Source organism: Marinactinospora rubrisoli (genome assembly GCF_042664915.1).
In the GTDB taxonomy this organism is placed as follows: domain Bacteria; phylum Actinomycetota; class Actinomycetes; order Streptosporangiales; family Streptosporangiaceae; genus Marinitenerispora; species Marinitenerispora rubrisoli.
Genome location: NZ_JBHTBH010000007.1, coordinates 354285 through 377805, shown reverse-complemented (window position 1 = coordinate 377805; position 23521 = coordinate 354285). Strand labels below are relative to the sequence as shown.

General features: G+C 72.9%; 15 protein-coding genes and 1 pseudogene. 2 read left to right on the top strand and 14 right to left on the bottom strand.

Features of this window, described 5'->3' with window-relative positions:
• Window positions 1-143: 143 nt before the first annotated feature.
• The 14 genes and pseudogenes from ACFQRF_RS16995 to groES all read right to left on the bottom strand — a co-directional run bounded on the left by ACFQRF_RS16995 (window position 144) and on the right by groES (window position 19042).
• Complete coding sequence (locus tag ACFQRF_RS16995; RefSeq protein WP_379872068.1) at window positions 144-809, bottom strand: hypothetical protein; 666 nt, start codon at window positions 807-809, stop codon at window positions 144-146.
• A 235-nt stretch (window positions 810-1044) separates the two neighbouring features.
• Window positions 1045-3678: a polynucleotide kinase-phosphatase gene (locus ACFQRF_RS16990; protein ID WP_379872067.1), complete on the bottom strand. Its 2634-nt coding sequence runs from the start codon at window positions 3676-3678 to the stop codon at window positions 1045-1047.
• Complete coding sequence (locus tag ACFQRF_RS16985; protein ID WP_379872066.1) at window positions 3675-5114, bottom strand: 3' terminal RNA ribose 2'-O-methyltransferase Hen1; 1440 nt, start codon at window positions 5112-5114, stop codon at window positions 3675-3677. Before ACFQRF_RS16985 ends, ACFQRF_RS16990 begins: the two co-directional genes overlap by 4 nt.
• Before the next feature lie 729 nt (window positions 5115-5843).
• The gene (locus ACFQRF_RS16980) at window positions 5844-7571 is read right to left on the bottom strand and encodes a glycerol-3-phosphate dehydrogenase/oxidase (protein WP_379872065.1); all 1728 of its coding nucleotides are present in this window, start codon (window positions 7569-7571) and stop codon (window positions 5844-5846) included.
• A gap of 109 nt (window positions 7572-7680) precedes the next feature.
• A complete protein-coding gene (locus tag ACFQRF_RS16975) occupies window positions 7681-8586 on the bottom strand; it encodes a lytic transglycosylase domain-containing protein (protein ID WP_379872064.1) in 906 nt (301 codons plus the stop codon).
• Between the two features lie 168 nt (window positions 8587-8754).
• A complete protein-coding gene (locus ACFQRF_RS16970) occupies window positions 8755-9408 on the bottom strand; it encodes a DedA family protein (RefSeq protein WP_379872063.1) in 654 nt (217 codons plus the stop codon).
• Between the two features lie 265 nt (window positions 9409-9673).
• Window positions 9674-9778, bottom strand: a pseudogene (locus tag ACFQRF_RS16965) (integrase core domain-containing protein); the annotation flags it as partial.
• Between the two features lie 274 nt (window positions 9779-10052).
• Window positions 10053-11165: a GuaB3 family IMP dehydrogenase-related protein gene (locus ACFQRF_RS16960; protein ID WP_379872062.1), complete on the bottom strand. Its 1113-nt coding sequence runs from the start codon at window positions 11163-11165 to the stop codon at window positions 10053-10055.
• Window positions 11166-11360: 195 nt separating this feature from the next.
• The gene (gene guaB / locus ACFQRF_RS16955; RefSeq protein WP_379872061.1) at window positions 11361-12854 is read right to left on the bottom strand and encodes an IMP dehydrogenase; all 1494 of its coding nucleotides are present in this window, start codon (window positions 12852-12854) and stop codon (window positions 11361-11363) included.
• Between the two features lie 144 nt (window positions 12855-12998).
• Entirely contained in the window at window positions 12999-15539 is a 2541-nt protein-coding gene (locus ACFQRF_RS16950; protein ID WP_379872060.1) for a PEP/pyruvate-binding domain-containing protein, read from the bottom strand.
• Entirely contained in the window at window positions 15517-16014 is a 498-nt protein-coding gene (locus ACFQRF_RS16945; RefSeq protein ID WP_379872059.1) for a MarR family winged helix-turn-helix transcriptional regulator, read from the bottom strand. The genes ACFQRF_RS16950 and ACFQRF_RS16945 overlap by 23 nt, the downstream gene beginning before the upstream one ends.
• A 183-nt stretch (window positions 16015-16197) precedes the next feature.
• Window positions 16198-16821 carry a sigma-70 family RNA polymerase sigma factor gene (locus tag ACFQRF_RS16940; RefSeq protein ID WP_379872058.1) on the bottom strand — a complete coding sequence of 208 codons (624 nt, stop codon included), beginning with the start codon at window positions 16819-16821 and terminating at the stop codon, window positions 16198-16200.
• A 158-nt stretch (window positions 16822-16979) separates the two neighbouring features.
• Window positions 16980-18593 (bottom strand): chaperonin GroEL, encoded by a 1614-nt coding sequence (gene groL / locus ACFQRF_RS16935; RefSeq protein ID WP_379872057.1) that lies wholly within the window; start codon window positions 18591-18593, stop codon window positions 16980-16982.
• A gap of 110 nt (window positions 18594-18703) precedes the next feature.
• Window positions 18704-19042 (bottom strand): co-chaperone GroES, encoded by a 339-nt coding sequence (groES, locus tag ACFQRF_RS16930; protein ID WP_379872056.1) that lies wholly within the window; start codon window positions 19040-19042, stop codon window positions 18704-18706.
• 173 nt (window positions 19043-19215) lie between these two features.
• Here groES and ACFQRF_RS16925 point away from each other — a divergent pair, with 173 nt between their 5' ends.
• Both ACFQRF_RS16925 and ACFQRF_RS16920 read left to right on the top strand, forming a co-directional pair.
• Window positions 19216-20517 carry a class I SAM-dependent methyltransferase gene (locus ACFQRF_RS16925; RefSeq protein WP_379872055.1) on the top strand — a complete coding sequence of 434 codons (1302 nt, stop codon included), beginning with the start codon at window positions 19216-19218 and terminating at the stop codon, window positions 20515-20517.
• A gap of 412 nt (window positions 20518-20929) precedes the next feature.
• A complete protein-coding gene (locus ACFQRF_RS16920; protein ID WP_379872054.1) occupies window positions 20930-23455 on the top strand; it encodes an apolipoprotein A-IV repeat region-like domain-containing protein in 2526 nt (841 codons plus the stop codon).
• The last annotated feature ends 66 nt before the right edge of the window (window positions 23456-23521 follow it).

Here is a 23521-nt window from a genome sequence, read left to right as displayed (position 1 = left end):
GGATAGGCGGGAGCCGACGCGGGACGCCGGTGCCCGCCGCCGAAGCGGGGCGCAGGCGAGTGCGCAGACAGGAGATCGGGCGGAGTCGGGGGTGGGGCCGAGCGGACGGCGCATCGCGCCTCGGCCGTCGGCGCACGCCGTTCTCACCCGGCCGGAGTCGAGCCGAGCAACGGTGCCGTGCTGCCGGAGAGGAGCCCGGCGCGGCGGGCCACGTCCAGGGCGGCGTCCTGCCGCTTGGGATCGGCGGCGGCCTCCGGGTCGACGGCGGTCAGCAGGGCGGTCACGTCGGCGGGCTGAAGGCTGCGGGTCCGGGCTCCGGTGAGGAAGCGGGTGACGGTGCGGTCGGCGTCCGGAGAACCGGAGCCCTCCGCCAGGAGCAGTTCGACCACCCGCTCGTCGCCGGCGAGGAAGTCGAAGGACATGGCGAGACCGTCATCGACCACATCATCGGGGTAGCCGACCCGGTGCCAGGCGCCGCCGGTGTACCAGTAGACGTAACCGAGAACGCGGTCGCGCAGGTCGGCACGCAACTGCGGCCAGCTCAGCCGGTCCGGCAGTCCGGACAGCAGATCCACGGGGTCGTCCCGTAGGTGCGTGTGGCTGCCGTCGGAGTCCTGACCGCTGAAGACGGCCTCACCGTCGGGCGCCAGCGTGATGCGCCACCACCAGGAGAATCCGCCGCCCTCGAAGTACAGGCCCTCCTCATCGAGGATGTGCTCGTTGTAGGGGGCGGCGACGGCCACCGTCGCCGCGCGGGCCCACAGTACGTGCGGGGGCTCCAGGTCCTCGGGAACGCCAGGGCGGTGCATCCGGTCACCTCCAGGTGAGAGGGCAGCCGGCGCCAAGTCGGCCGGATCGTGGGTGGCCGGGCCCGGCCACCCACGATCTGCGACGCGCCGCGCCCCCGGCCGGTTCCGCCGCCGCAGCCGGTACGGTCCCCGCAAGGCTCCGGCGCCGCCCGGACAGCGTCTGCGGCGCGTTCGGGCCCGGAGTCTCGCCGCTGACCCGCTGCCCGCGCCTGCACGGGGCGGTCACTGGCCGGCGTCACAGCCGGGGATCCACCGGCTCCGACTCCAGCGCGAGCACGCCGAAGACCGGCTGGTGCACCCGCCACAACGGCTCACCGTGGGCGTGGCGGGCCAGCGACTCCAGGCCGAGCCGGTGTTCGCGCAGCGCGAGGCCGCTCTTGCGGCCCAGCCTGCGGTCGCGCAGCCGGTGGAGGCGGTCGGGCTCCAGGTAGTCGGGGCCGTAGATGATCCGCAGGTACTCCGGACCGCGCACCTTCAGACCCGGCTGGGCCAGGCCGCGCCGGCCACGGGTCAGCGCGCCGGACAGCGGCTTGACGACCATCCCCTCGCCGCCGCCGTCCACCAGCTCCCGCCACCAGGCGCCGGCCGCCTCCACAGCGGCCGGGTCCGTGACGTCCACGACCCGGTATCGCGTGGTGAGGACGCGCGGCGTGTGGCCGGCGAGCCGCTCGGCGACGCTCATGTGCCACAGGTGGTCGCGGTCGGCGAAGGACCGGCCCTCGCCCGCCAGCACCGCGAACGGGGCGTAACGCAGCCCGGCGGTGCCCTCCGTCGGCCAGGTGTAGCGGCGGTAGACCGCGCTGAACGCTTCGATGTCGGCGGCGCGCCGCGCCACCTTGCCGGCGAGTTCGGCGACGTCGAGCCCGCGCGCGGCCACGGCGCCGAGCACGTCGGCGACGGCGGGCAGCGCGGCCCGGCCGGCGGCGCCGACGGCGGCGTACTGCTCGCGGATGAGCCCGGCGGCCTTGGCCGACCACGGGAGCAGTTCGCCGTCGAGGGCCAGCCAGTCGGTGTCCAGCTCCGCCCACAGCCCGGCGGCCCCGATGGCGTCGCGCATCTCGGCGAGCAGGGCCGCCTCCGTCTCCGCGTCCGCGAAGAACGGCCGGCCGGTCCGAGTGTGGATCACCCCCGGCGCACCCGGCACGAAACGGCGCTCGGCGGCGGCTCCGTCGCGGCAGATCACCATCACCGCGCGCGACCCCATGTGCTTCTCCTCGCAGATGACGCGTTCGACGCCGTCGGCCAGGTAGTGGGCGAACGCCTCCGCGGGCCGCTCCAGCAGGCCGGGGTCGGCGGAGGTGGGCGCGGGCGCCATGGTCGGCGGCAGGTGCAGCAGCCACCGGGGGTCGACCGCGAACCGGGTCATGACCTCCAGCGCGGCCAGTGCGTTGGGCCGCTGCACGCTCACCGGGCCGTGCGCGGTCTCGACCCGTACGTCCGGGCCGGAGTCGTCGCCCAGGACGTCCCGGATGTCGAGCATCCCGGACTCGCGCTCCGGGTGCGCGGCCGGTGCGGCGCCGCCGGACGCGGGGAACGGCCGGGCGGGCCGGTACCAGACGCGCTGCGCGGGGACCTGCGCCAGCTCGCGCTCCGGGTAGCGGAGCGCGGTGAGCCGGCCGCCGAAGACGCAGCCGGTGTCGATGCAGATGGTGTTGTTGACCCACTCGGGCTCCGGCGTGGGCACGTGCCCGTACACGACGGTGGCCGAGCCCCGGTAGTCGCGGGCCCACGGGTGCCGGACCGGCAGCCCGTATTCGTCGGTCTCGCCGGTGGTCTCGCCGTACAGCGCGAAGGAGCGCACGCGACCCGAGGACCGGCCGTGGTACTCCTCCTTCAGCCCGGCGTGCGCGACCACCAGTCGGCCGCCGTCGAGGACGTAGTGGCTGACCAGGCCGTCGCAGAACTCCAGCACGGCGGCCCGGAACTGCGCGGTCTCGGCGTCGAGCTGCGCCAGCGACTCGGCGAGGCCGTGGGCGACGGTGACCTTGCGGCCGCGCAGCGCGCGCACCAGCTTGTTCTCGTGGTTGCCCGAGACGCACAGGGCGCTGCCGGCCGCGACCATGCCCATGGCGAGCCGGAGCACGCCGGGGGTGTCGGGGCCGCGGTCGACCAGGTCGCCGACGAAGACGGCGGTGCGGCCGTGCGGGTGGCGGGCGCCGATCGCGCGGCCGGCCGGGTCGCGCTCGATCCGGTAGCCGAGCCGGGCGAGCAGGTCCTCCAGCTCCGCCCGGCACCCGTGCACGTCGCCGATGACGTCGAACGGGCCGGTGAGGTGGCGGCGGTCGTTCCAGGCCTTCTCCAGCTCGATGGTGGCCGCGTCGATCTCCTCCGCGCCGTGCAGCACGTGGACCTTGCGGAACCCCTCCTTGTCGAGCCTGCCGAGGCCGCGCCGCAGGTCGCGGCGCTGCCGGGAGATGACGTGGTCGCCGAAGTCGCGGTCGGCGCGCGCCCGGTTGCGGTCCCGGGCGAGGCTCTCGGGCACGTCGAGGACGACGGCGGTGGCGAGCATGTCGTGTTCTTTGGCGAGCCGCAGCAGTGGCGCGCGGGTCTGCTGGCGCACGTTGGTGGCGTCGACCACGGTGAGCAGGCCGCGCCGCAGCCGGGTGCCGACGATGTGGTGCAGCAACTCGAAGGCGTCGGCGCTGGCGCTCTGGTCGTTCTCGTCGTCGCTGACCAGTCCGCGGCAGAAGTCGGAGCCGATCACCTGGGTCGGCCGGAAGTGCCGGGCGGCGAAGGTCGACTTGCCCGAGCCGGAGACTCCGACGAGCACCACCAGCCCGGTCTCGGGGATGTTCAGGACCCGCCCGGCGGGCGCCGGCGGGCGCGGCTCGTCCGCCCGGAATGGCGAGTGGTCGTCTGGGGCGGTCATCTGGTGAACACTCCCATCTGGGTCGGCGGTCCGAGTTGGGGGTCGACGTCGCCGACGGGAAGGTGCCGGACCCGGTAGCCGTACCGTTCGGCGACGGAGCCGGTCCAGGCGGCGAACTCCGCGCGGGTCCACTCGAAGCGGTGGTCGGCGTGCCGGAGCCGTCCGGGAGCCTCCGGCGGTGCGTCGGCGGAAGCCGCGAGGCCCGCGTAGCGGACGTTGTACTCGATATTGGGCGTGGTGACCACCACGGTGCGCGGCGCGGCGTGCCCGAACACGGCCTGTTCCAGCGCGGGCAGCCGGGACGGGTCGACGTGCTCGACCACCTCCATGAGCACGGCGGCGTCGTGGCCGGTGAAGCGGCGGTCGCGGTACAGCGCCGAGCCCACGAACAGGTCGAGCCGCCGTGCCCGCTGCTCCGGCATGCGGTCGGTCCGCAACCGGCGCCGCGCCCAGTCGACGGCGGCGGTGCTCACGTCGACTCCGGTGACGCGCTCGAACCGGGCGTCGTCCAGCAGCCGGGCGACCAGCTTGCCGGACCCGCACCCGATGTCGATGACGCGGCACGCCCGCTCGGCCCGCAGCACGGCGAGCACGGCGCCGGCCCGCTGCTCGGCGAGCGAGGCCCCGGCCTCGCGGTCGTCGGGCTCCTCGACCACCGGGTCGGCATCGCCGCCGGTCTCGGCGGTGTCCACCGTGTCGTCGACCTCGGCGAGCCGAGCGATGGCCTCCCGGACCAGCCGCTGCCGCCGCGCCAGGTAGCGGCGGGCGATGCCGCCCCGTTCGGGGTGGTCGGCGAGCCAGCCCTCGCCCGCCCGCAGCAGTTTGTCGACCTCGTCGCCGCTCACCCAGTAGTGCTTGGCGCCGTCGAGTACGGGGAGCAGCACGTAGAGGTGGCTGAGCGCGTCGGCGAGCCGGGCCGTCCCCGTGAGGGTCAGGTTCACGTAGTGGGAGTCTCCCCATCCGGGCAACCCGGGGTCGAGGGGGACCGCCGTGGCCTCGACCTGCCAGCCGAGCGGTTCGAACATCCGGCGCGCCTCGTCGGGGCCGCCCCGGCAGGCGACGGCCGGCAGCCGCAGGGTGAGCGGGATCGCGGTGCCCGCCAGCTCCGGGCGCGCCGCGCACCGGCCTTTGAGCGCGCTGCGGAAGACGTCACCCAGCGCGACGGCGAACAGCGACGACGCGGCGTACGGCCGGTCGTTGACGTACTGCGCGAGCGCGAAGTCCGGGCCGCGCGCGGACCCTCGGGACCGCAGGAGGGCCTGCGGATCCACGTCGAGCACCAGCGCGGCGGTGCACCGCTCCTCTCCCGCCTCGGGGTAGCAGACGTGCGCGGTCCCGTAGGACTGCGGGAACGACTGCACCCGGTCGGGATGCTTGTGCAGCAGGAACCCGAGGTCGGTGGCGGCTCGATGGGTGGTGGAGATCGTCAGCAGCACAGCGCCAGTGTGCGGCAGCGAGGGGCGGAAGATCGAGGGGTTTTCCGCTCACCGGCGTCTGGGCGAGGTCCCGATACCCCGTAAATCCCCATAATCTCCATGAAACAGAATCAGGGAACATATAACTCCAAAAGGCCACAACTCTGACAATTGTGGCCTAAATCATATTTCACGCGCAGTCACTCCCTGGGAAATTCATGAGCGCTTTCGAACAGTGACTATGAGAATTCGCTGGGAATGGCGCATCGCGAGAGTCACGATCTTTGGCCGATTCCGGACAGGCCGCGCCGCGTGGCGGGTTCGCACCGGGTGCGCTCTCCCGCGTTGTGTCCTACCTTCGTCTCTCGGCGATCACGCGGCGTGCACACGGAGGGAGATCTTGTGGTGCCAGGAACCCGCCCGGCCACGTCGGAGGGCGCGCCCGCACCGACCCGCACGATCCGGATAACCGCTGGTGACAGGCGAACACCCGGCTCCCCGCCGCCGACACCGGCCGCGCCGGCAGGGCGCTGAGCGGCCGGGACCACCGCCGGAAACGCCCTCGTCCGGGCACCGAACGTCACGGTCCGTCCGCGGACGACCCGCTTCGAGGACCGGCCACGTCGCCTTCCACCCACCAGGGCGCGCCCCCGGCCCTGGCCCCACTCCGTGTCCCGGCCGGGGCTCGTCCCCCACCCGGCCGGGCCGCGGGGCCTGCGGGGGCCGGACCGCCGTCCGGTCCCCGCGTCGTCAGGACGCCGGCACCCGCTGAGCCTGCGGGACGATGTCCGGCGCGCCGTGCTGGACGGCGTCGGCCTCGTGGTCGTTCTCCTGCTCCTGGGCGGCGCGTTCGGCCTCGATGCGCTTGCGGTAGTACTCCACCTCGCGCTTGACCTGCTCCTCCGTCCAGCCGAGCGGCTCGGCCATCAGGGCGGCGGCCTCCTCGGCGACGGCGATGCCGCGGTCCCAGGTCTCGATGGAGATGCGGGTGCGCCGGGACAGCACGTCGTCGAGGTGGCGGGCGCTCTCGTAGCGCGCCGCGTAGACCACTTCGGCGCGCAGATAGTCGTCGGCGCCGGTGAGCGGGTCGCGCAGGTCGGGACGCTCGGCCATCAGGGCCAGCACCTCGTGGATCAGCGAGCCGTAACGGCGCAGCAGATGCGCCACCCGGGACACGTGCAGGCCCGACTGGCGGGCGATGGTGCGGCGCTGGTTCCACAGCGCCGCGTAACCGTCGGCGCCGACCAGCGGGACGCGGTCGGTGACCGACTCCGGGACGCCCCCACCCAGGCCGTGGGCGACCGCGTCCACCGCGTCCTTGGCCATGACGCGGTAGGTGGTGTACTTGCCCCCGGCGATGAGCACCAGCCCCGGCACCGGGTGCGCCACGGTGTGTTCGCGCGACAGCTTGGAGGTGTCGTCGGACTCCCCGGACAGCAGCGGCCGCAGTCCCGCGTACACGCCCTCGACGTCGTCCCGGGTGAGCGGCACCCGGAGCACCTGGTTGACGTGGTCGAGGATGTAGTCGATGTCGGTGCGGCTGGCCGCCGGGTGCGCCTTGTCCAGGTCCCAGTCGGTATCGGTGGTGCCGATGATCCAGTGCCGGCCCCACGGAATGACGAACAGCACGCTCTTCTCGGTGCGCAGGATCAGCCCGGACGACGCCTGGATCCGGTCGCGGGGCACCACGAGGTGGATGCCCTTGGACGCGCGCACGTGGATCTGGCCGCGGCCGCCCACCATCTCCTGGATGTCGTCGGTCCACACGCCGGTGGCGTTGACCACCTGCTTGGCGCGCACCGCGATCTCCTCGCCGGTCTCCAGGTCCACCACCTGGGCACCGGTGACGTGCTCGCCCTCGCGGAGGAACCCGACCGCCTGGGCCCGCGATGCGATCCGGGCGCCGTAGGTCGCGGCGGTGCGCAGGACGGTCACCACATAGCGGGCGTCGTCCACCTGGGCGTCCCAGTACTGGACCGCGCCGACCAGGGCATCGCGGCGCAGCGCCGGGAACAGCCGCATGGCGCCACCGCGGGTGACGTGCCGGTGGTGCGGCAGTCCCCGGGCCGAACCCATGGACAGCGCGAGCGTGTCGTACAGCGTGACGCCGGCGCCCACGTACCCCCGCTCCCACACGTGGTTGCGCAGCGGGTACAGGAACGGCACCGGCCGCACGAGGTGCGGGGCGATCCGCTGCAGCAGCAGTCCGCGCTCGGTCAGCGCCTCGCGCACGAGTTCGAAGTCGAGCTGCTCCAGGTAGCGCAGCCCGCCGTGGATCAGCTTGCTCGACCTGCTGGAGGTGCCGGAGGCGAAGTCGCGCGCCTCGACCAGGCCGACGCTCAGCCCCCGGGAGACCGCGTCCAACGCGACTCCGGCGCCGACGATCCCACCTCCGATGACGAGGAGGTCGAGTTCGTTGCCGGCCATGTGCGCGAGCGCCGCGGCGCGCTCCTCTGGACCCAGCCGCGCTGCTGTCATGTCCTGCCCCTCCAAGACGGGTACCTGTCAGGCGATTACCCACGATCTACCCGGGCCATCAGGCTATAACGCCGTTTCGCGCCGTTCGGGAACCCCCACGCCGGTGTGCTCAGCCGGCGGCCGCCGCGTAGCCGTTGGCCGCGGCCAGCACGTCGGCGGCGTAGGCGTCCGACCGGTTGTAGGACAGGACGGCCGCCTGCCAGTCGGCGGCGTCGGTCAGCACGCGGCCGTCCGCGCACAGGTAGCGGCCCGCGGTCAGCGCGGCGTCGTCGATGTCGTGCGGGTCGGCGCGGCCGTCACCGTCGCCGTCGGCGCCCCACCGCGCCCAGGTGGCGGGGATGAACTGCATGGGCCCGACCGCGCGGTCCCACTCGGGGTCGCCGTCCAGCCGGCCCTCGTCGGTGTCGGGGATGGCCGCGGTGCCGTTCGTGCCATCGAGCGGGATGCCGATGACGTCGACCGTGGTGCGCCCGTCCGCGCCGATCTCGCCTCCGGCGTAGCCGCCGTGCCACGACTCGATGTGCCCGATGGCGGCCAGGGTCGGCCAGGAGACCTGGCAGTCGGGCTCCTCCTCCACCAACCGCAACTGCGCCGCGGCGTACCCCTGCAGCGCCCGGGACGGAATCCCCGCGGCCTCCGCGACGCGGTCCAGCCACTCGGGGCTGATCCGGGCGGCAGGGTCGCCGGGACCGGGGAAGGGGCGGTCGTCGGGGCCTTCGCCGGTGGAGCGCGCGCCGTCCTCGGTGCCGGTGGGCTCGGCGTGGGCGCCGGGCCCACCGGGGAGGGTGTCGACCTGCCCACCGGCCTCCCGGGAGCCGGGCGGCGGGGCGGTGGGCGCGGCGGAGCGGGTGACGCCGGAGACCGCGCCGAGGATGCCGGCGGTGACCCCGAGCGACGTGAGCACCGCGGCCGCCGCCACGAGAGCGGACCGCCGCACGGACGGCGCCGCGCGGTCGGGTGGCTCCTCCAGCCGGGGCGGTGAGCCGGGGTCGGGGGTGCGAGAGGGGGTGGTCACGGATGCCTCGCTCGATGCCGGGACGGGCGAAATGCGGTCGGTCATCGAGAAACTACTCGACCCCGTCTCGGTGCGGCCAGCGGGAAGTCACCCTGTGGACGGAGGGTGGCCGTCTCCACCATCGTCTCCGGCGCCGGACGGTCCCGTCCCGGCCGCGGCAGGGACGGCCTACGGGCCGGGCGGCACGGTGGCGGCCGGAGGCGGGGCGGCCTCGCCGCGGCGGGGACGCCGGCCGCTCAGCGCCATCAGGGCGACCCCGCCGGCCAGCACCGCCACCGTGAGCCACCCCAGGCCGCCGGCGTCGTCGCCGTAGGAGAGGCGGAAGAGCGCACCGAGCCCGACGTGCAGCAGCGCCCACAGGGCGCTGCCGAGGGCCGCCCAGGGCAGGAAACGCCGGTACGGCATGCCGACCGTCCCCGCGAGAATCGGGACCAGGGCGTGCACCACGGCGACGAACCGTGATCCGACGATCGCCAGCCCACCGCGCGGCCGTGCCAGGATCTCCTCGGCGTGCGCCCACCGGTCCTCGCCGATCCACCGCCCCATACGGCTGTGGCGGAACCGGTCGCCGAACCGGCGGCCGACGAGGTACCCGCCGCTCTCGCCGAGCAGCGCCCCCACCAGCGTCCCCGACGTGACCAGTGCGAACTCGCCGGCGCTCGTCACGCCAGTTCCGGCCGCGAGCACCACCGGGTCACCGGGGGCGACCAAGCCGACGAGCGCGGTCGTCTCCAGCGCCATGAACACGAGGACCGCCCCGGCCACCAGCAACGGCGGGAGGTCGGAGAGGGCGGTCAACAGTGCGTCCAGCGAGAAGGGCATACGCACGATTCTCCCGTGCGCGCGCCGCGCCCGCCGCGCCGCCTGGGTCCGACGGCCGCCCCCGGGCCGCCCGGTTCGGGGACCGCCGCTTCCCCGCGCCGGCCGGCGCGGACCGCCGCTGCTTCCGGACTCGCGGGCGCGCATCCGCTCCGGACCCGTGCGCGCCGGGCCGTCCCCGCTGTGCGCCGCCACGCCGACGCATTCCATGACCGCTTCGGATCGCGCGGCCGCACACCGCCCGGCGGTGACGACAACGGCCAGTGACTTCTGACCTGTAAAGGCGGGCGTAGGCGCATTCCTCGGCCAGGATCCGGTTGAACCGCTCGGCCTTGCCGTTGGTCTGGGGCCGGTACGGCCGGGTGCGCGGATGCCGTGGTCATGGGGGCGTCGCAGTGCCCGGTGGCCGCCGCCGGAGGGGATGTTTCGGCTCTTCTTGATGTCCACGTGCACCGGTTCGCCGGGCCGTTCGCGCTCGTAACGGCGCACGGTGCGGACGGTGGCGTGGTCCAGGCTGAGTTCGGCGGTGTGGTGGGTAACGTCGGGGCCTTCCGGCTGGTGGGACGTCAGACATCCACACCGGCACCGGAGGCCCTCTTGCGTTGTTCAGTCGGGGTGGGTGTGACCGACCTCAGTGATCAGTACACCTAGTGCGGGTTGACGACGACCTCGACCCGCTGGAACTCCTTGAGGTCGGTGTAGCCGGAGGTGGCCATGGTGCGCCGCAGCGCGCCCATGAGGTTCATCGAACCGTCGCTGGTGGAGGCCGGGCCGTGCAGGATGGTCTCCAGGGTGCCGATGGTGCCGACGTTCAGCCGCTGCCCGCGCGGCAGCTCGTGGTGGTGCGCCTCGCTCCCCCAGTGGTAACCGCGGCCGGGCGCCTCCGCGGCGCGGGCCAGCGGCGAGCCGACCATGACGGCGTCGGCGCCGCACGCCAGCGCCTTGGCGATGTCGCCGCTGTGCGTCATGCCGCCGTCGGCGATGACGTGCACGTACCGGCCGCCGGACTCGTCGAGGTAGTCGCGCCGGGCGGCGGCCACGTCGCCGACGGCGCTCGCCATGGGGACGGCGACCCCCAGCACGCTGCGGGTGGTGTGGCCCGAGCCGCCGCCGAAGCCGACCAGCACGCCGGCGGCTCCGGTGCGCATGAGGTGCAGCGCCGCGGTGTAGGTGGCGCACCCGCCGACGACGACGGGGACGTCGAGCTCGTAGATGAACTGCTTGAGGTTGAGCGGCTCGGCGCGGCCGGAGACGTGCTCGGCGGAGACCGTGGTGCCGCGGATGACGAAGATGTCCACTCCGGCGTCGATGACGGCCTTGTGGTACTGGGCGGTGCGCTGCGGCGACAGCCGCGCGGCGGTGATGACGCCCGCCTCGCGGATCTCCTCGATGCGCCGCCCGATCAGGTCCTCCTGGATGGGCGCGGCGTAGATCTCCTGCAGCCGTCTGGTGGCCGCGGCGTCATCGAGTTCGGGGATCTCGGCCAGCAGCGGCTCGGGGTCCTCGTACCGGGTCCACAACCCTTCGAGGTCCAGCACGCCCAGGCCGCCGAGACGGCCGACGGCCACGGCGGTCTTCGGCGAGACGACGCTGTCCATAGGGCTGACCACCAGCGGGGTCTCGAACCGGTAGGCATCGATCTGCCAGGCGATGGAGACCTCTTCGGGGTCGCGCGTACGCCGGGCGGGCACGATTCCGATCTCGTCGAGCTCGTAGGCGCGACGCCCGCTCTTGCCCAGCCCGATCTCAACCTGCGCCACCGCTTCGATCCCCTCTCATGCCTTCCGCCGGCGGAGACCCGCCGGCGGCCCTGCCGCGGTGAGTTTACCCGCCGGCACCGCCGCGGTCCCGGATCCACCCCCGTGCCTGTGGACGGCGGCTGACCAGAGCCGATCGGCACGGCCACCGGCCGCCGGCGCACCGCGGGCGCGGCCGGCGGCGGACTCCCCGGCGCGCTAGCGGCGGCCGTGGTAGTTCGGCGCCTCGACCGTCATCTGGATGTCGTGGGGGTGGCTCTCTTTCAGCCCGGCCGACGTGATCTGCATGAGCTGTCCGCGATCGCGGAGGTCGGACACCGCGCGCACGCCCGCGTACCACATGGACTGCCGGAGTCCGCCGACCAGCTGGTGCGCCACCGCCGAGAGCGGACCGCGGTACGGAACCTGGCCCTCGATCCCCTCGGGGATGAGCTTCTCCTCGGTGGCGACGTCGGCCTGGGAGTAGCGGTCCTTGGAGAAGGAGCGCCCGCGCATCGCGCCGAGCGACCCCATGCCCCGGTAAGACTTGAACTGCTTGCCGTTGATGAAGATCAGCTCGCCCGGGCTCTCCTCCACACCCGCCAGCAGGCTGCCGAGCATCACCGTGCTGGCTCCGGCCACGATGGCCTTGGCGATGTCGCCGGAGTACTGCAGCCCGCCGTCGGCGATGACCGGGATGCCCGCCGGAACGGCCGCCTTGGCCGCCTCCAGCACCGCGGTGACCTGCGGTGCGCCGACCCCGGCGACGACGCGGGTGGTGCAGATGGAGCCCGGCCCGACCCCGACCTTGACGGCGTCGGCGCCGGCGTCGACCAGTGCCTGCGCTCCGGCGCGCGTGGCGATGTTGCCGGCGACGATGTCGGCGCGGGTGTTGGCCTTGAGCTTGGCGACCATCTCCAGCACCCCGGACGAGTGCCCGTGCGCGGTGTCCACGACGAGGAAGTCCGCGCCCGACTCGACCAGCGCGTGCGCCCGGCGCTCCGCCTCCGGGCCGACGCCGACCGCGGCCCCCACGACCAGGCGGCCGTCGGCGTCCTTGGTGGCGTTCGGGTACTGCTCGCTCTTGGTGAAGTCCTTGACGGTGATGAGGCCGCGCAGCCGCCCGCCGGAGTCGACCAGCGGGAGCTTCTCGACCTTGTTGTCCCGCAGGAGCCGGAACGCCTCCTCGCGGGACACGCCCACCGGCGCGGTGATCAGCGGCATCGGGGTCATGACCTCGTGCACCTTGCGGGTGCGGTCGTCCTCGAAGCGCATGTCGCGGTTGGTGACGATGCCGACCAGCCGGCCCTCGTCGTCGGTGACCGGCGCGCCGGAGATGCGGTAGTGCGCGCTGAGCGCCTCGACGTCGGCGAGCGTGTCGTCGGGGCGGCAGGTCACCGGCGAGGTGATCATGCCGGCCTCCGAGCGCTTCACCAGGTCGACCTGGGCGGCCTGGTCCTCGACGGAGAGGTTGCGGTGCAGCACGCCGACCCCGCCCTCGCGGGCCATGGCCACGGCCATGCGCGCCTCGGTGACGGTGTCCATGGCGGCGGAGACCAGCGGGATGCGCAGCCGGATGTTGCGCGACAGCCGGGTGCTGGTGTCGGCCTCACCCGGCTGCAGGTCCGAGTACGCCGGGACCAGCAGGACGTCGTCGTAGGTGAGTCCGGGCGGCAACACCTTCGCGTCGGCCCCCGTCAGATGCTGCGTCATGACACCCTTCCCAGCACTTCTCGCGTGTCGTCTCATCCTAGGACCTCGCAGGGTCCGGACGTCGCACAACGCCCGAATCGGGTGCCTTGTTCCCCGCTGGATCGGCGGCGGGAGACTCCGGACGCCCCGCCGCCGATCCGTCGCTCACGGGCGGTCGGTGGACGCCGCCGGGCCCGTCGTGGGCGCGCCGGCGGGAGTCGCGCGCGGGGGATCGCCGACGGGAGCGGAGGCCGTACCGGACCGCACCGGCAGCACGGTGCCGGTGGTGCCGTCGATCGTGATGAGATCACCGTCACTGATCCGGCGGGTGGCGTCGCGCAGGCAGATCACCGCGGGGATGCCGTACTCGCGGGCCACCGTGGGGCCGTGCGCGATGGGCGACCCCGTCTCGGTGACCAGTCCGGCGGCCGTCATGAACAGCGGCGTCCACCCGGGGTCGGTGGTGGGTGCCACCAGGATCTCCCCCGGCTCCAGGTGCGCGCCGACCGGGTCGCGCACCACCCGGGCGCGGCCGGTGGCCCGGCCCGGCGCCGCCGGCCTGCCGGCCATGGCCCCGGCCACGGGCGGCGGCGCCGGCAGCAGCGCTTCGACGTCAGTGCCGTCGGAGAGCAGCAGCCCCGGCACCTCCGGGCGCCGCAGCTCCCGCCGGTGGAAGGCCCGGCGCTCGGCCACCAGGGCGCGGTGGTCGGCTCCCTCGGCCACCGCCGAGCGCACGTCCTCGATCCGGAGGAACATGACGTCCTCGGCGCTGCCGAGGAGGCCCCGGTCCGCCAGTTCCCGGCCGATCAGCAGCAACTGACGGCGCATTTCATGGAACGGGACGAGCCAGGCGAACTTGGCGAGTTCCCGCAGTCCGGTGAGCTCTCGTGACCGGCGCATCAGGAACACCGCCAGCAGGCCGCGGACCGGCCGCCGGCGGCGCACCCGGCGCGCCAGTTCGTCGATCATCGCCTCCGCCCTCTCCGCGGCACGGGCGAACCGCCGGTCCGGAGCCTGGTCGGGGTCGGTCACCCGCAGGTAGTTGACGATCGTCCCGAACAGCGGGGTGGGGTCGTCCGCCCATCGCGGCACGCCGATGTCGACCTCCCCCGCGGCGCGGTGCCCGTAGACGGCCAGGAATCCGGCCATCCCGATGTCCGGCAGGGTCCCGGCGCGGTGGCGTTCGGCGAGTTCCGCGGGCGTGGCCGCGAGGAACACGTCACGGTGTTCGGCCGCCCGGACCGCCATGCGCCATAGCGCCAGATCCATTTCGGTGGTGACGTTGTGCGGCATACCGCCGAGCACCGTGTCGGTCTCCTCGCGGGTGGCCACGCCCTTGAGCAGGGCCGCGGGCAACCCGGTCAGCATGACGCCGGCGATCATGGGCCACAGCATCTCCGTGAGCCCCGTGAACAGCGCGTCGTTCACGTTCCCCTGCTCGACGAAGCGCAGGCGCTCGGCCGCGGGCGCTCCGGCGGGCGGCGGTGCCGCGGCCTCCTCCCGGATGCGGCGGAGGCCACGGAACGCCCGCTCACGTGCCGCGGCGGGCCGCGCCAGGGCGTGCACGACTCCCGCCACCGCCGAGGGCCCCCAGCGCAGGGCCAGGCGGACCGTGGGCCCGAGGCTGAACGGCAGTCCGGGCCGGGGGGCGAAACGCGGGTCCGCCAGGACGTGCTCCAGCGCGGCCTTGACACGGGGGCCATAGACCTCCATCGCCGCGGGGAGCCGCGGCCGCACCCGTGCGCTGCGCACGAAGTCGGTCAAATCAACGTAGAGGCGCCCGCCCACGCCGAGCATGAGCGCGGACGCTCCGCCGCCGGACGAGCGGCTGCTGATGAACGATCCCATCCACTGGTCCCACACCTGGTCCAGCATGGACAGGCCCATGGGGGTGGCCGCGCGCAGCAGGCCCTGCATGTGGCCGACTTCCAGGTAGACGCGTGGACCGGGCAGGCCGCGGTCGTCCGGCAGGGGGAACAGCGTGGTGATGGCACGCGACTGCAGCAGCCACAGCACGCCGTCGGCGTCGTAGGCCCACTCGACGTCCTGCGGGACGCCGGCCCGCCGTTGCAGGCGCTCGCCCACGGCGCGCAGCTCCGCGATCTGCGCGGGGGTGAGGCAGCCGTCCTCCGGGCCGTTCGCGCCGTCGGGCCCCATCGTGTAGTGGTCGGGCTCGGTGCTGCCGTCGACCACCGCGGTGCCCAGACCGCGGACGGCGTCGGCGACCATGGTGGACCGGCTGCCGCTGAGCGGGTCGGCGGTGAAGAGCACGCCGGCGGTGCTCGCCTCGACCATGCGCTGCACCACGACCGCCATGTGCGCGTCGGCCCGGTCGATCTCGTTGGCCTCCCGGTAGGCGGTGGCGCGATCGGAGTCCAGCGACTCCCAGCAGCGGCGCACTGCGGCGACCAGCGCGTCGATCCCCTCGACGCCGAGCACCGTGTCCTGCTGCCCGGCGAAGCTGGCGTCGGGCAGGTCCTCGGCGGTGGCGCTGGAGCGCACGGCCACCCGTCCACCGCCCAGGCGCTCGTAGGCGGCCGCCAGTTCCGCTTCGGGAACGACCCCCGAGCGGTGCGCCTCGGTGGTCAGGCAGAAACCCGGTGGAACGCGCTCACCGGCGGCGACCATCGCGCCGAGTCCGGCGGCCTTGCCGCCGACCAGGCCGATCATCCCGGCGTCGATGTCACCCAGGCCGACCACGTTCATCGCGCTCACTCCTCATCCGATGCGCGGCCGCGGCGAGCAGCTCCATGGCCGCCACCACGGTCTCCATCTCGTCGTGGGTCAGCTGGGCCCACAGTGTGGTCTGCGCTTCGACCCGGACCTCGGCGATGCGGCGGACCACCGCGCCACCGGCCTCGGCCAGGCGGACCCGCCGGACCCGGCGGTCGGCGCCGTCCTCGTAGCGTTCGAGGAGCCCGCGCCGCACCATGCGGTCGACCAGGCGGCTGGTCCGCGAGTCGGAACGGCCGATGAGCGTGGCCAGCTCTTTCAAGGTGGGATCGCCCCGGATCGCGCCGCGGCCGTGGTCGAGCACCTGGAGCACCGCCACCTCGGTGAGCGAGAAGTCTCCGCCCTCCTGCATACGCAGCAGGCTGGGCAGCGTGTCGCGCTGCATCGAGCGGACGACCGCCAGCAGGCGCTCGCGCAGAATTTCCTGCGGGTCAGCATTGGTTGCCATTGCGCATGTAAATTTACGCGCGTCCGGCCCGGGAGTCCAGAGCGCGACGCTCTCGCGGCCGACGGCTATCGCGCGCGGCGCCAGCCGGTGCCGCGGGGCAGCGAGCAGTGGTGCCGCTGGCGGATCCGGGACGGGCAGCGTGGTCCGCGCGGGCGCGGGAAGGTGGGGGCGTGCCGGCGGCCGTCAGAAGAGGCGGTTCGCCACGGCCACTTCCCGAAGCCGAGCCAGAGCTCGGTGCTGGGCAACCCGTACCGCTCCGGGCGACATTCCCAGTACATGTCCCGTCTCATCAGCAGAAAGACCCGCAATCACGCGCATGACCAGCAGCCGCCGCTGCTGCTCGGGGAGTTCACTCAGCAGCGCCCGCGCCCGCTCGGCCTCCACGGTGCGCACCGCGGCCTCCTCGGGACCGGGACCGTCGTCGGGGCGATCCGGCACCGTTTCGGTCGGGACGTCGGCGCGGGTGCTGCCGCGCAGCGCGTCCGCGACCTTGTGGGCGGCGATCCCGAAGACGAACGAGGCGAACGGCCGCCCCATGTCCCGGTAGCGCGGCAGCGCCGCGAGCAGCGCGATGCAGACCTCCTGCGCGACGTCGTCGGAGTAGTGGACGTAGCCGGAGACGCGGGCCAGTCGGGCTCGACAGTAGCGGACCACCATCGGACGGACCTCCCGAATGAGCGAGTCCACCGCCCCGTGGTCCCCTTGGACCGCCAGCGAGGTCAGGTGGTTCAGCTCCGTGTCGTCCGCTCTGCGCTGGATACTCGGTCGGTGCGCGAGCATGCCCCCCGCGACGCGTAGATCCGTCACGTATCGAATGATGCCCGCACGCACGGACTTACACGTCACGAATGTTGGCAACAGAATGATCACATTTAGGGTGATTGTGCCCAAAATGCACGCGTGTCCCGGGCCTCCGCCCGGGACACGCGTGGTAATGCGGCGGTTCTCACACCCGTGGTCGCGCCCTAGTGGCCGTGACCGTGGCCGTGACCGGCCTCCGGCTCCTCCTCCTCGGGCTTGTCCACGACGAGCGCCTCGGTGGTGAGCAGCAGACCGGCGATGGAGGCGGCGTTGAGCACCGCGGAGCGGGTGACCTTGACGGGGTCGATGATCCCCTGGGCCACCAGGTCGCCGTACTCGCCCTTGGCCGCGTTGTAGCCCTGGCCCTTCTCCAGCTCGGCGATCTTGGCGGTCACCACGTAGCCCTCGGCGCCCGCGTTGACCGCGATCCACCGGGCCGGCTCGACCAGCGCGCGGCGCACGATGCCCACACCGGTGGCCTCGTCGCCCGAGAGGCCGAGGTCGTCCAGCTCCGCCGCGGCGTGCACCAGCGAGGCGCCGCCACCGGCGATGATGCCCTCCTCGACGGCCGCGCGGGTCGCGGAGATGGCGTCCTCAAGGCGGTGCTTCTTCTCCTTGAGCTCCACCTCGGTGGCCGCGCCGACGCGCAGCACGCTGACGCCGCCGGCCAGCTTGGCCAGCCGCTCCTGCAGCTTCTCGCGGTCCCAGTCGGAGTCGCTCGCCTCGATCTCCTTGCGGATCTGGCGGATGCGGTCGTCGACCTCGGACTGGGCCCCGGCGCCGTCCACGATCGTGGTGGCGTCCTTGGTCACCGTGATGCGGCGAGCGCTGCCCAGCGCGTCGAGCTCGGCGTTCTCCAGGGTGAGGCCGACCTCCTCGGCGATGACCTGACCGCCGGTGAGGATCGCGATGTCCTGCAGCATGGCCTTGCGGCGCTCGCCGAAGCCGGGCGCCTTGACCGCGGCGACGTTGAGGGCGCCGCGCATCTTGTTGAGGACCAGCGCACCGAGGGCGTCGCCCTCGATGTCCTCGGCGATGATCAGCAGCGGCTTCTTGGTCTGGACGACCTTCTCCAGCAGCGGGAGGAGCTCGTTCAGGTTGGAGATCTTGCCCTGGTTGATCAGGATGATCGCGTCTTCGAGCACCGCCTCCTGGCGGTCGCCGTCGGTCACGAAGTACGGCGAGGTGTAGCCCTTGTCGAACTGCAGGCCCTCGGTGAAGTCGAGGGACAGGCCGAAGGTCGGGGCCTCCTCGACGGTGATGACACCGTCCTTGCCGACCTTGTCGAACGCCTCGGCGATCAGGTCGCCGATCTGCTGGTCCTGCGCGGAGTTGGTGGCCACGTAGGCGATGTCGCCGCGCTCCTCCACCTCGCGCGCGCCGGCGAGCAGGATCTCCGAGACCCGCTGCGCGGCCGCGTCGATGCCCTTCTTCAGGGAGGTGGGGGACGCACCGGCGGCCACGCTGCGCAGGCCCTCGCGCACCAGCGCCTGGGCGAGCACGGTGGCGGTCGTGGTGCCGTCACCGGCGGCGTCGTTGGTCTTGGTGGCGACCTCCTTGACGAGCTGGGCGCCCAGGTTCTCGTACGGGTCGTCCAGCTCGACCTCACGGGCGACGGTCACACCGTCGTTGGTGATGGTCGGCGCACCGAACTTCTTGTCGATGACGACGTTGCGGCCGCGCGGGCCGAGCGTGACCTTGACGGCGTCGGCGAGGCGGTCGACGCCGCGCTCCAGCGAGCGCCGCGCGTCGTCCTTGAATTCCAGGATCTTCGGCATCGGTTGGGTCCTCAGTCCTTGCAAGTACGTCCGAAATCGAACCGCCCCGTCCGGCGATCGGCCGGCCGGGGCGGGCTGTCAGCTCACTGACGTCGGGGAGTCCCGAGACGTTACTTCTCGACGACCGCGAGCAGGTCGCGGGCGGAGAGGACGAGGTAGTCCTCGTTGTTGTACTTGACCTCGGTGCCGCCGTACTTGCTGTAGAGAACGACGTCGCCGACCTTGACGTCGAGCGGGATGCGGTTCTCGCCCTCGTCGTCCCAGCGGCCCGGGCCCACCGCGAGGACCTCGCCCTCCTGCGGCTTCTCCTTGGCGGTGTCCGGGATGACCAGGCCGGAGGCGGTGGTCTGCTCGGCTTCGAGCGGCTTGACGACGACGCGGTCCTCAAGCGGCTTGAGCACGGTCTTGCTAGCGGTGGCGGTCGACACGGTTGTGACCTCCCCCTTCATGATTCGATGTTTCGAAACGGCATGCTGGCAAAGGGGCGACCACGGCGGCCTGTCGTCGCGGGTGCCCAGACCGGCCTCGTCGCGATTAGCACTCTACCGCTGAGAGTGCCAATATGGGAACATAGCCGGGCCCACCCAGCCCGTCAAACAACAGGTCACGGGGGAACAGCAGGGTGACAAGCGGGCAAATCTCGGCTGCCGCGGCCTTTCAAGCGCTGCTCACTCCGGCCGGCCAGTGGCTGCTCGCCCAGGCCGACGCCGCCGAGATCGAGGCCGACCCGCTGGCCGCCGCGACCCGGTTGCGGCGCGCGGCCGAAACCGACGGTGCCTTCCCCGCCGGCCCCGGCGGGGAAACGGCCGGAACCGCCGAGCTGGTCAACGCCGCGATGACCCAGGCACGGCTGCGCGGGCGCGCCCGGGAGAAGTTCGGTGCGGCGGCGGATCGGATGTACTTCACCCCCGCGGGCCTGGAGCAGGCCACCCGCGGCGTGGTCGCGCGCTACCGCGCCCACCGGTTCGCCCTCGGCGTAACCGTGCCGGAGGGGTCGATGGTCGGCGACCTGTGCTGTGGGATCGGCGCCGACCTCACGGCGCTGGCGCGCGCCGGGGTCCCGGTGGAGGGAGTCGACCTCGACCCGGTCACCGCCGCGGTCGCCGCCGCGAACGTCGAGGCGCTGGGGCTGGGCGATCTGGCCCGCGTGCGCGAGGGCGACGTCACGCACACCCCGCCCGGGCGGTACGCGGCCGTCCTGTGTGATCCCGCACGGCGCGGGCGGCGTGGCCGCATCTTCGACCCCGACTCCTACGCGCCGCCGTGGCGGACCGTTCTCGACCTCGCTCGCGGCGCGCCGGCCGCCTGCGTCAAGGCGGCCCCGGGACTGCCGCACGAACTGGTGCCGCCGGACGCCACCGCCGAGTGGATCTCGGTCGACGGCGAGGTGAAGGAGGCGGCGCTGTGGTTCGGCCCGCTGCGCGGCGCGCCGCGGCAGGCCACGCTGCTGCGCGACACCCGCCCTGGGCCCGGCGCGTCCGGGGACGGCCCGGCCGCACCGGCCGTCCTCGTGGCCGATCCCGGCCTCGGCGACCCGCCGGTGGCCGCACCCCGGCGTTATCTCTACGAGCCGGACGGCGCCGTGGTGCGCGCCCACCTGGTGGCCGAGGCGGCGGCGCGGGTGGACGGTGCGCTGCTGGATCCGCACATCGCCTACATCACCGCCGACCGGCTGGTGCCGACCCCGTTCTGCCGGGCCTACGAGGTGCTGGAGGTGCTGCCGTTCTCCCTGAAGCGACTGCGGGCGGTGCTGCGGGAGCGACGGGTCGGGATCGTAACGATTAAGAAACGCGGATCGGCGGTGGACGTCGAGCGGCTGCGGCGCGATCTGCGTCCGTCGGGCCCCAACTCGGTCGTCGTGGTGCTCACCCGGGTGGGCGATCGCCCGATCTGCCTGCTGTGTGCCGAGGTCAGCGCCACATGATCGACAAACCGGACAAAACACACCTACTCCCGACATGGTGACGAACTCCGGAAAAAGCGCCAGCTCTCCCATAGTCGGGTGAAGCAGAAAACTCTGTCCTTTACGCCACCGCCCAGGCAGCGGAGTTCCGTGTCGTTAGACTGATCTCCGCTGAATCCTTCTCCCTTCTCGTGGATTCCTCTGGCGGCGTATCACGTCCGACCGACGGGACATCGGCCGAAAAGGCAGTCTCGTCATCACCTGCACCCCCTACAACCAGTAGGCAGGGCACTGCCGTCGGTGACTCTGTGGGCGCCTCGTGTGCCCTGTACGCCCCTTTCCGCGGACCGCACGGCCTGCCAGACTCCGACGAGAACACCGCCCATCCGAGGTCGAAGCGGATGGGAGGCGCCACATCAAAAGGAGCACCTCGGTGGAACAGAGCAACCAGAACTTCCTCAACGGGGGAGGTCAGACCGGGATCTCCGACCGTATGCGGGAACTCCTCTCGCGAGCCGCGCAGGACCAGATCTCGGAGCAGAAATCGCAGGGCGCGGTCACCGAGGAGATGCGCCAGCGACTGGAGGGCATGGAATGGCTGCTCCGTGAGTTCCGAGAGCGCGAGTTCACCACGCTGGCCGAGGCGGTCGCCGCCGTCCAGTCCCGGGTCGACGAGCTGACCAGCCGGCCCCCGGAGTGGGCCGAGACCCTCGCCGAGCACATCGAGCAGGTCGGAGAGCGGGTCAAGCCGGTCGGTGAACTCCCCGCCCTGCGCGCCGACGTCACCGGCATCGCGGGGGAACTCGACACCGCGCTGAGCCGCCTGCAGGGGCTGACCGAGACGGCGGTGCGGACCGCCGGCCAGGTCGACGCCCTCAGCGAGCGCGTGACGCAGCTCGCCGCGGCGGTGGAGGCCCGGTTCACCCTGATCGACGGTTCACTGGAGACGCTGACCTCCCGGTCGGCGGAACTGTCCGAGGCGGTCGCCGGTGTCCGGGACCGCGTGGACGAGCGGCACGAGGCGGCGCTGGGCCGGGCGGACGAGCGGCACACGGAGGTCACCGCCGCCATCGCCCAGGGACGCGAGGCGCTGGAGCGGGTGGTCGAGGAGGGCCGGGAGGCCCTGACCCGGACGTTCACCGAGCACCACGAGGCCCTTGGTGCGACGCTGCGCGAACAGCACGAGGCCGTGATCAGCCGCGGCGAGGAGCAGCAGACCGCCATCACCGGCCGGCTGGACGAGGGCGTCCGGACGCTCGCGAGCAAGGCCGACGAGCAGCACGACGCCGTCACCGCCAAGCTCACCGAGAACACCACGACCCTCACCGAGCGGCTCCGCGAAGGCGTCGACACCCTCGCCACCAAGAGCGACGACCACCACGACGCCGTCACCACCAAGCTGGCGGAAGGCGTCGCGACCCTCAGCGGCAAGGCCGACCAGCAGCACGACGCCGTCACCAGCAAGCTCGAAGAGACCGCCCAGGCCCTCGCGAGCAAGGCCGACGAGCAGCACGAGGCCGTCACCGCCAAGCTCACCGAGAACACCACGACCCTCACCGAGCGATTCCGCGAAGGCGTCGACACCCTCGCCACCAAGAGCGACGACCACCACGACGCCGTCACCAGCAAGCTCGAAGAGACCGCCCAGGCGCTCACCAGCAAGGCCGACGAGCAGCACGACGCCGTCACCAGCAAGCTGGCGGAGGGCGTCGCGACCCTCAGCGGCAAGAGCGACGAGCACCGCGCCGCGCTCGCCACGGCGCTGTCCGAGAGCGTCGAGCTGCTCAGCACGCAGGCCGAGGAGAACCACGCGGAGGCCACCGCCGCCGTTGCGGACGCCAACAGCGCGGTCCTCAAGCTCGCGAGCGAGACCGAGGAGCGGCTGGGCGAACTGCGCGGCCAGCTGCGCCAGCAGCGCACCGACCTCCACGAGCAGCTGGAGCGGCAGGCCGCGGAACTGCGCGAGCGTGACGAGCAGCAGCACGAGCAGCTGCGCGGTGCCCTCACCGAGACCGCCGAGGGACTGCGGGCCAAGGTCGAGGGGCATCACGCGGAGGCCACCGCCGCCGTGACCGAACTGCGCGGCACGGTGACCGAGACCAACGCCGCCCTCGCCGCGCTAGCGGAGCGGAGCGAGGCCAGCAGTGCCGAGCTGCGCGGCGCGCTGGACGAGAGCGTCCAGTCGCTGACCGCCCGCGCCGCCGAGCAGCACGAGGCGCTCGCGGGCCAGTTCGCCGAGCACCGCGAGTCCGTGGAGAGCCGCTTGCAGCAGCAGGACCGCGAGCTGACCGCACGGATCGACGGGCACCTGAACTCGATCACCGGCAAGGTGGAGAGCCAGCACACGTCGCTCACCGGCCGGTTCGAGCACGGCCTCGGGCGGCTGGCCGACCGCTTCGACACCTTCGAGGGTCACTTCGAGGGCAGCTTCGAGGGCGTCGAAGGCAAGATCGACGGGCTGGACGGCCGCATCGACGGCGTCAACGGCCGCCTGGACGGCATCGAGGGCCGGGTCACCGGCGTCGAGGGCAAGTTCGAGGGCGTGCACGGCCAGTTCGACGGCGTCGATGGCCGGCTGGAGGCGATCGACGATCGTCTGGAGGCGGTCAACCAGCGTCTCGGGCAGTTGCCCGCCGCCCTGGAGGTCAGCGAGGTGCACCGTCGGCTGTCCGAGCTGGTGGACCGGCCGGTCGTGGACCACACCGACCGGTTCGAGGAGATCAGCCGCAAACTCGGTGACTCCCTCGACCCGCTGCTCAGCGAGGTCCGTGCCCGGCCGGACCGGCACGAGTTCGAGGAGACCATCAGCGAGGCCGTGGAGACGTCGCACGACGACGTCACCAAGCGGCTGGCCACGCTGGAGGAGACGATGCTCGCGCTGGCCGAGGCGCTGCTGCGCCCGGGCCGCGACGGTAAGAAGAAGCGCCGGGTGATCGAGGACGACGAGGACGACGAGTGAGCCCTCGGGTCCCGTGACGCCAGCGGGGGCCGGCCCGGTGGGGCCGGCCCCCGTTCTCGTGCGCGC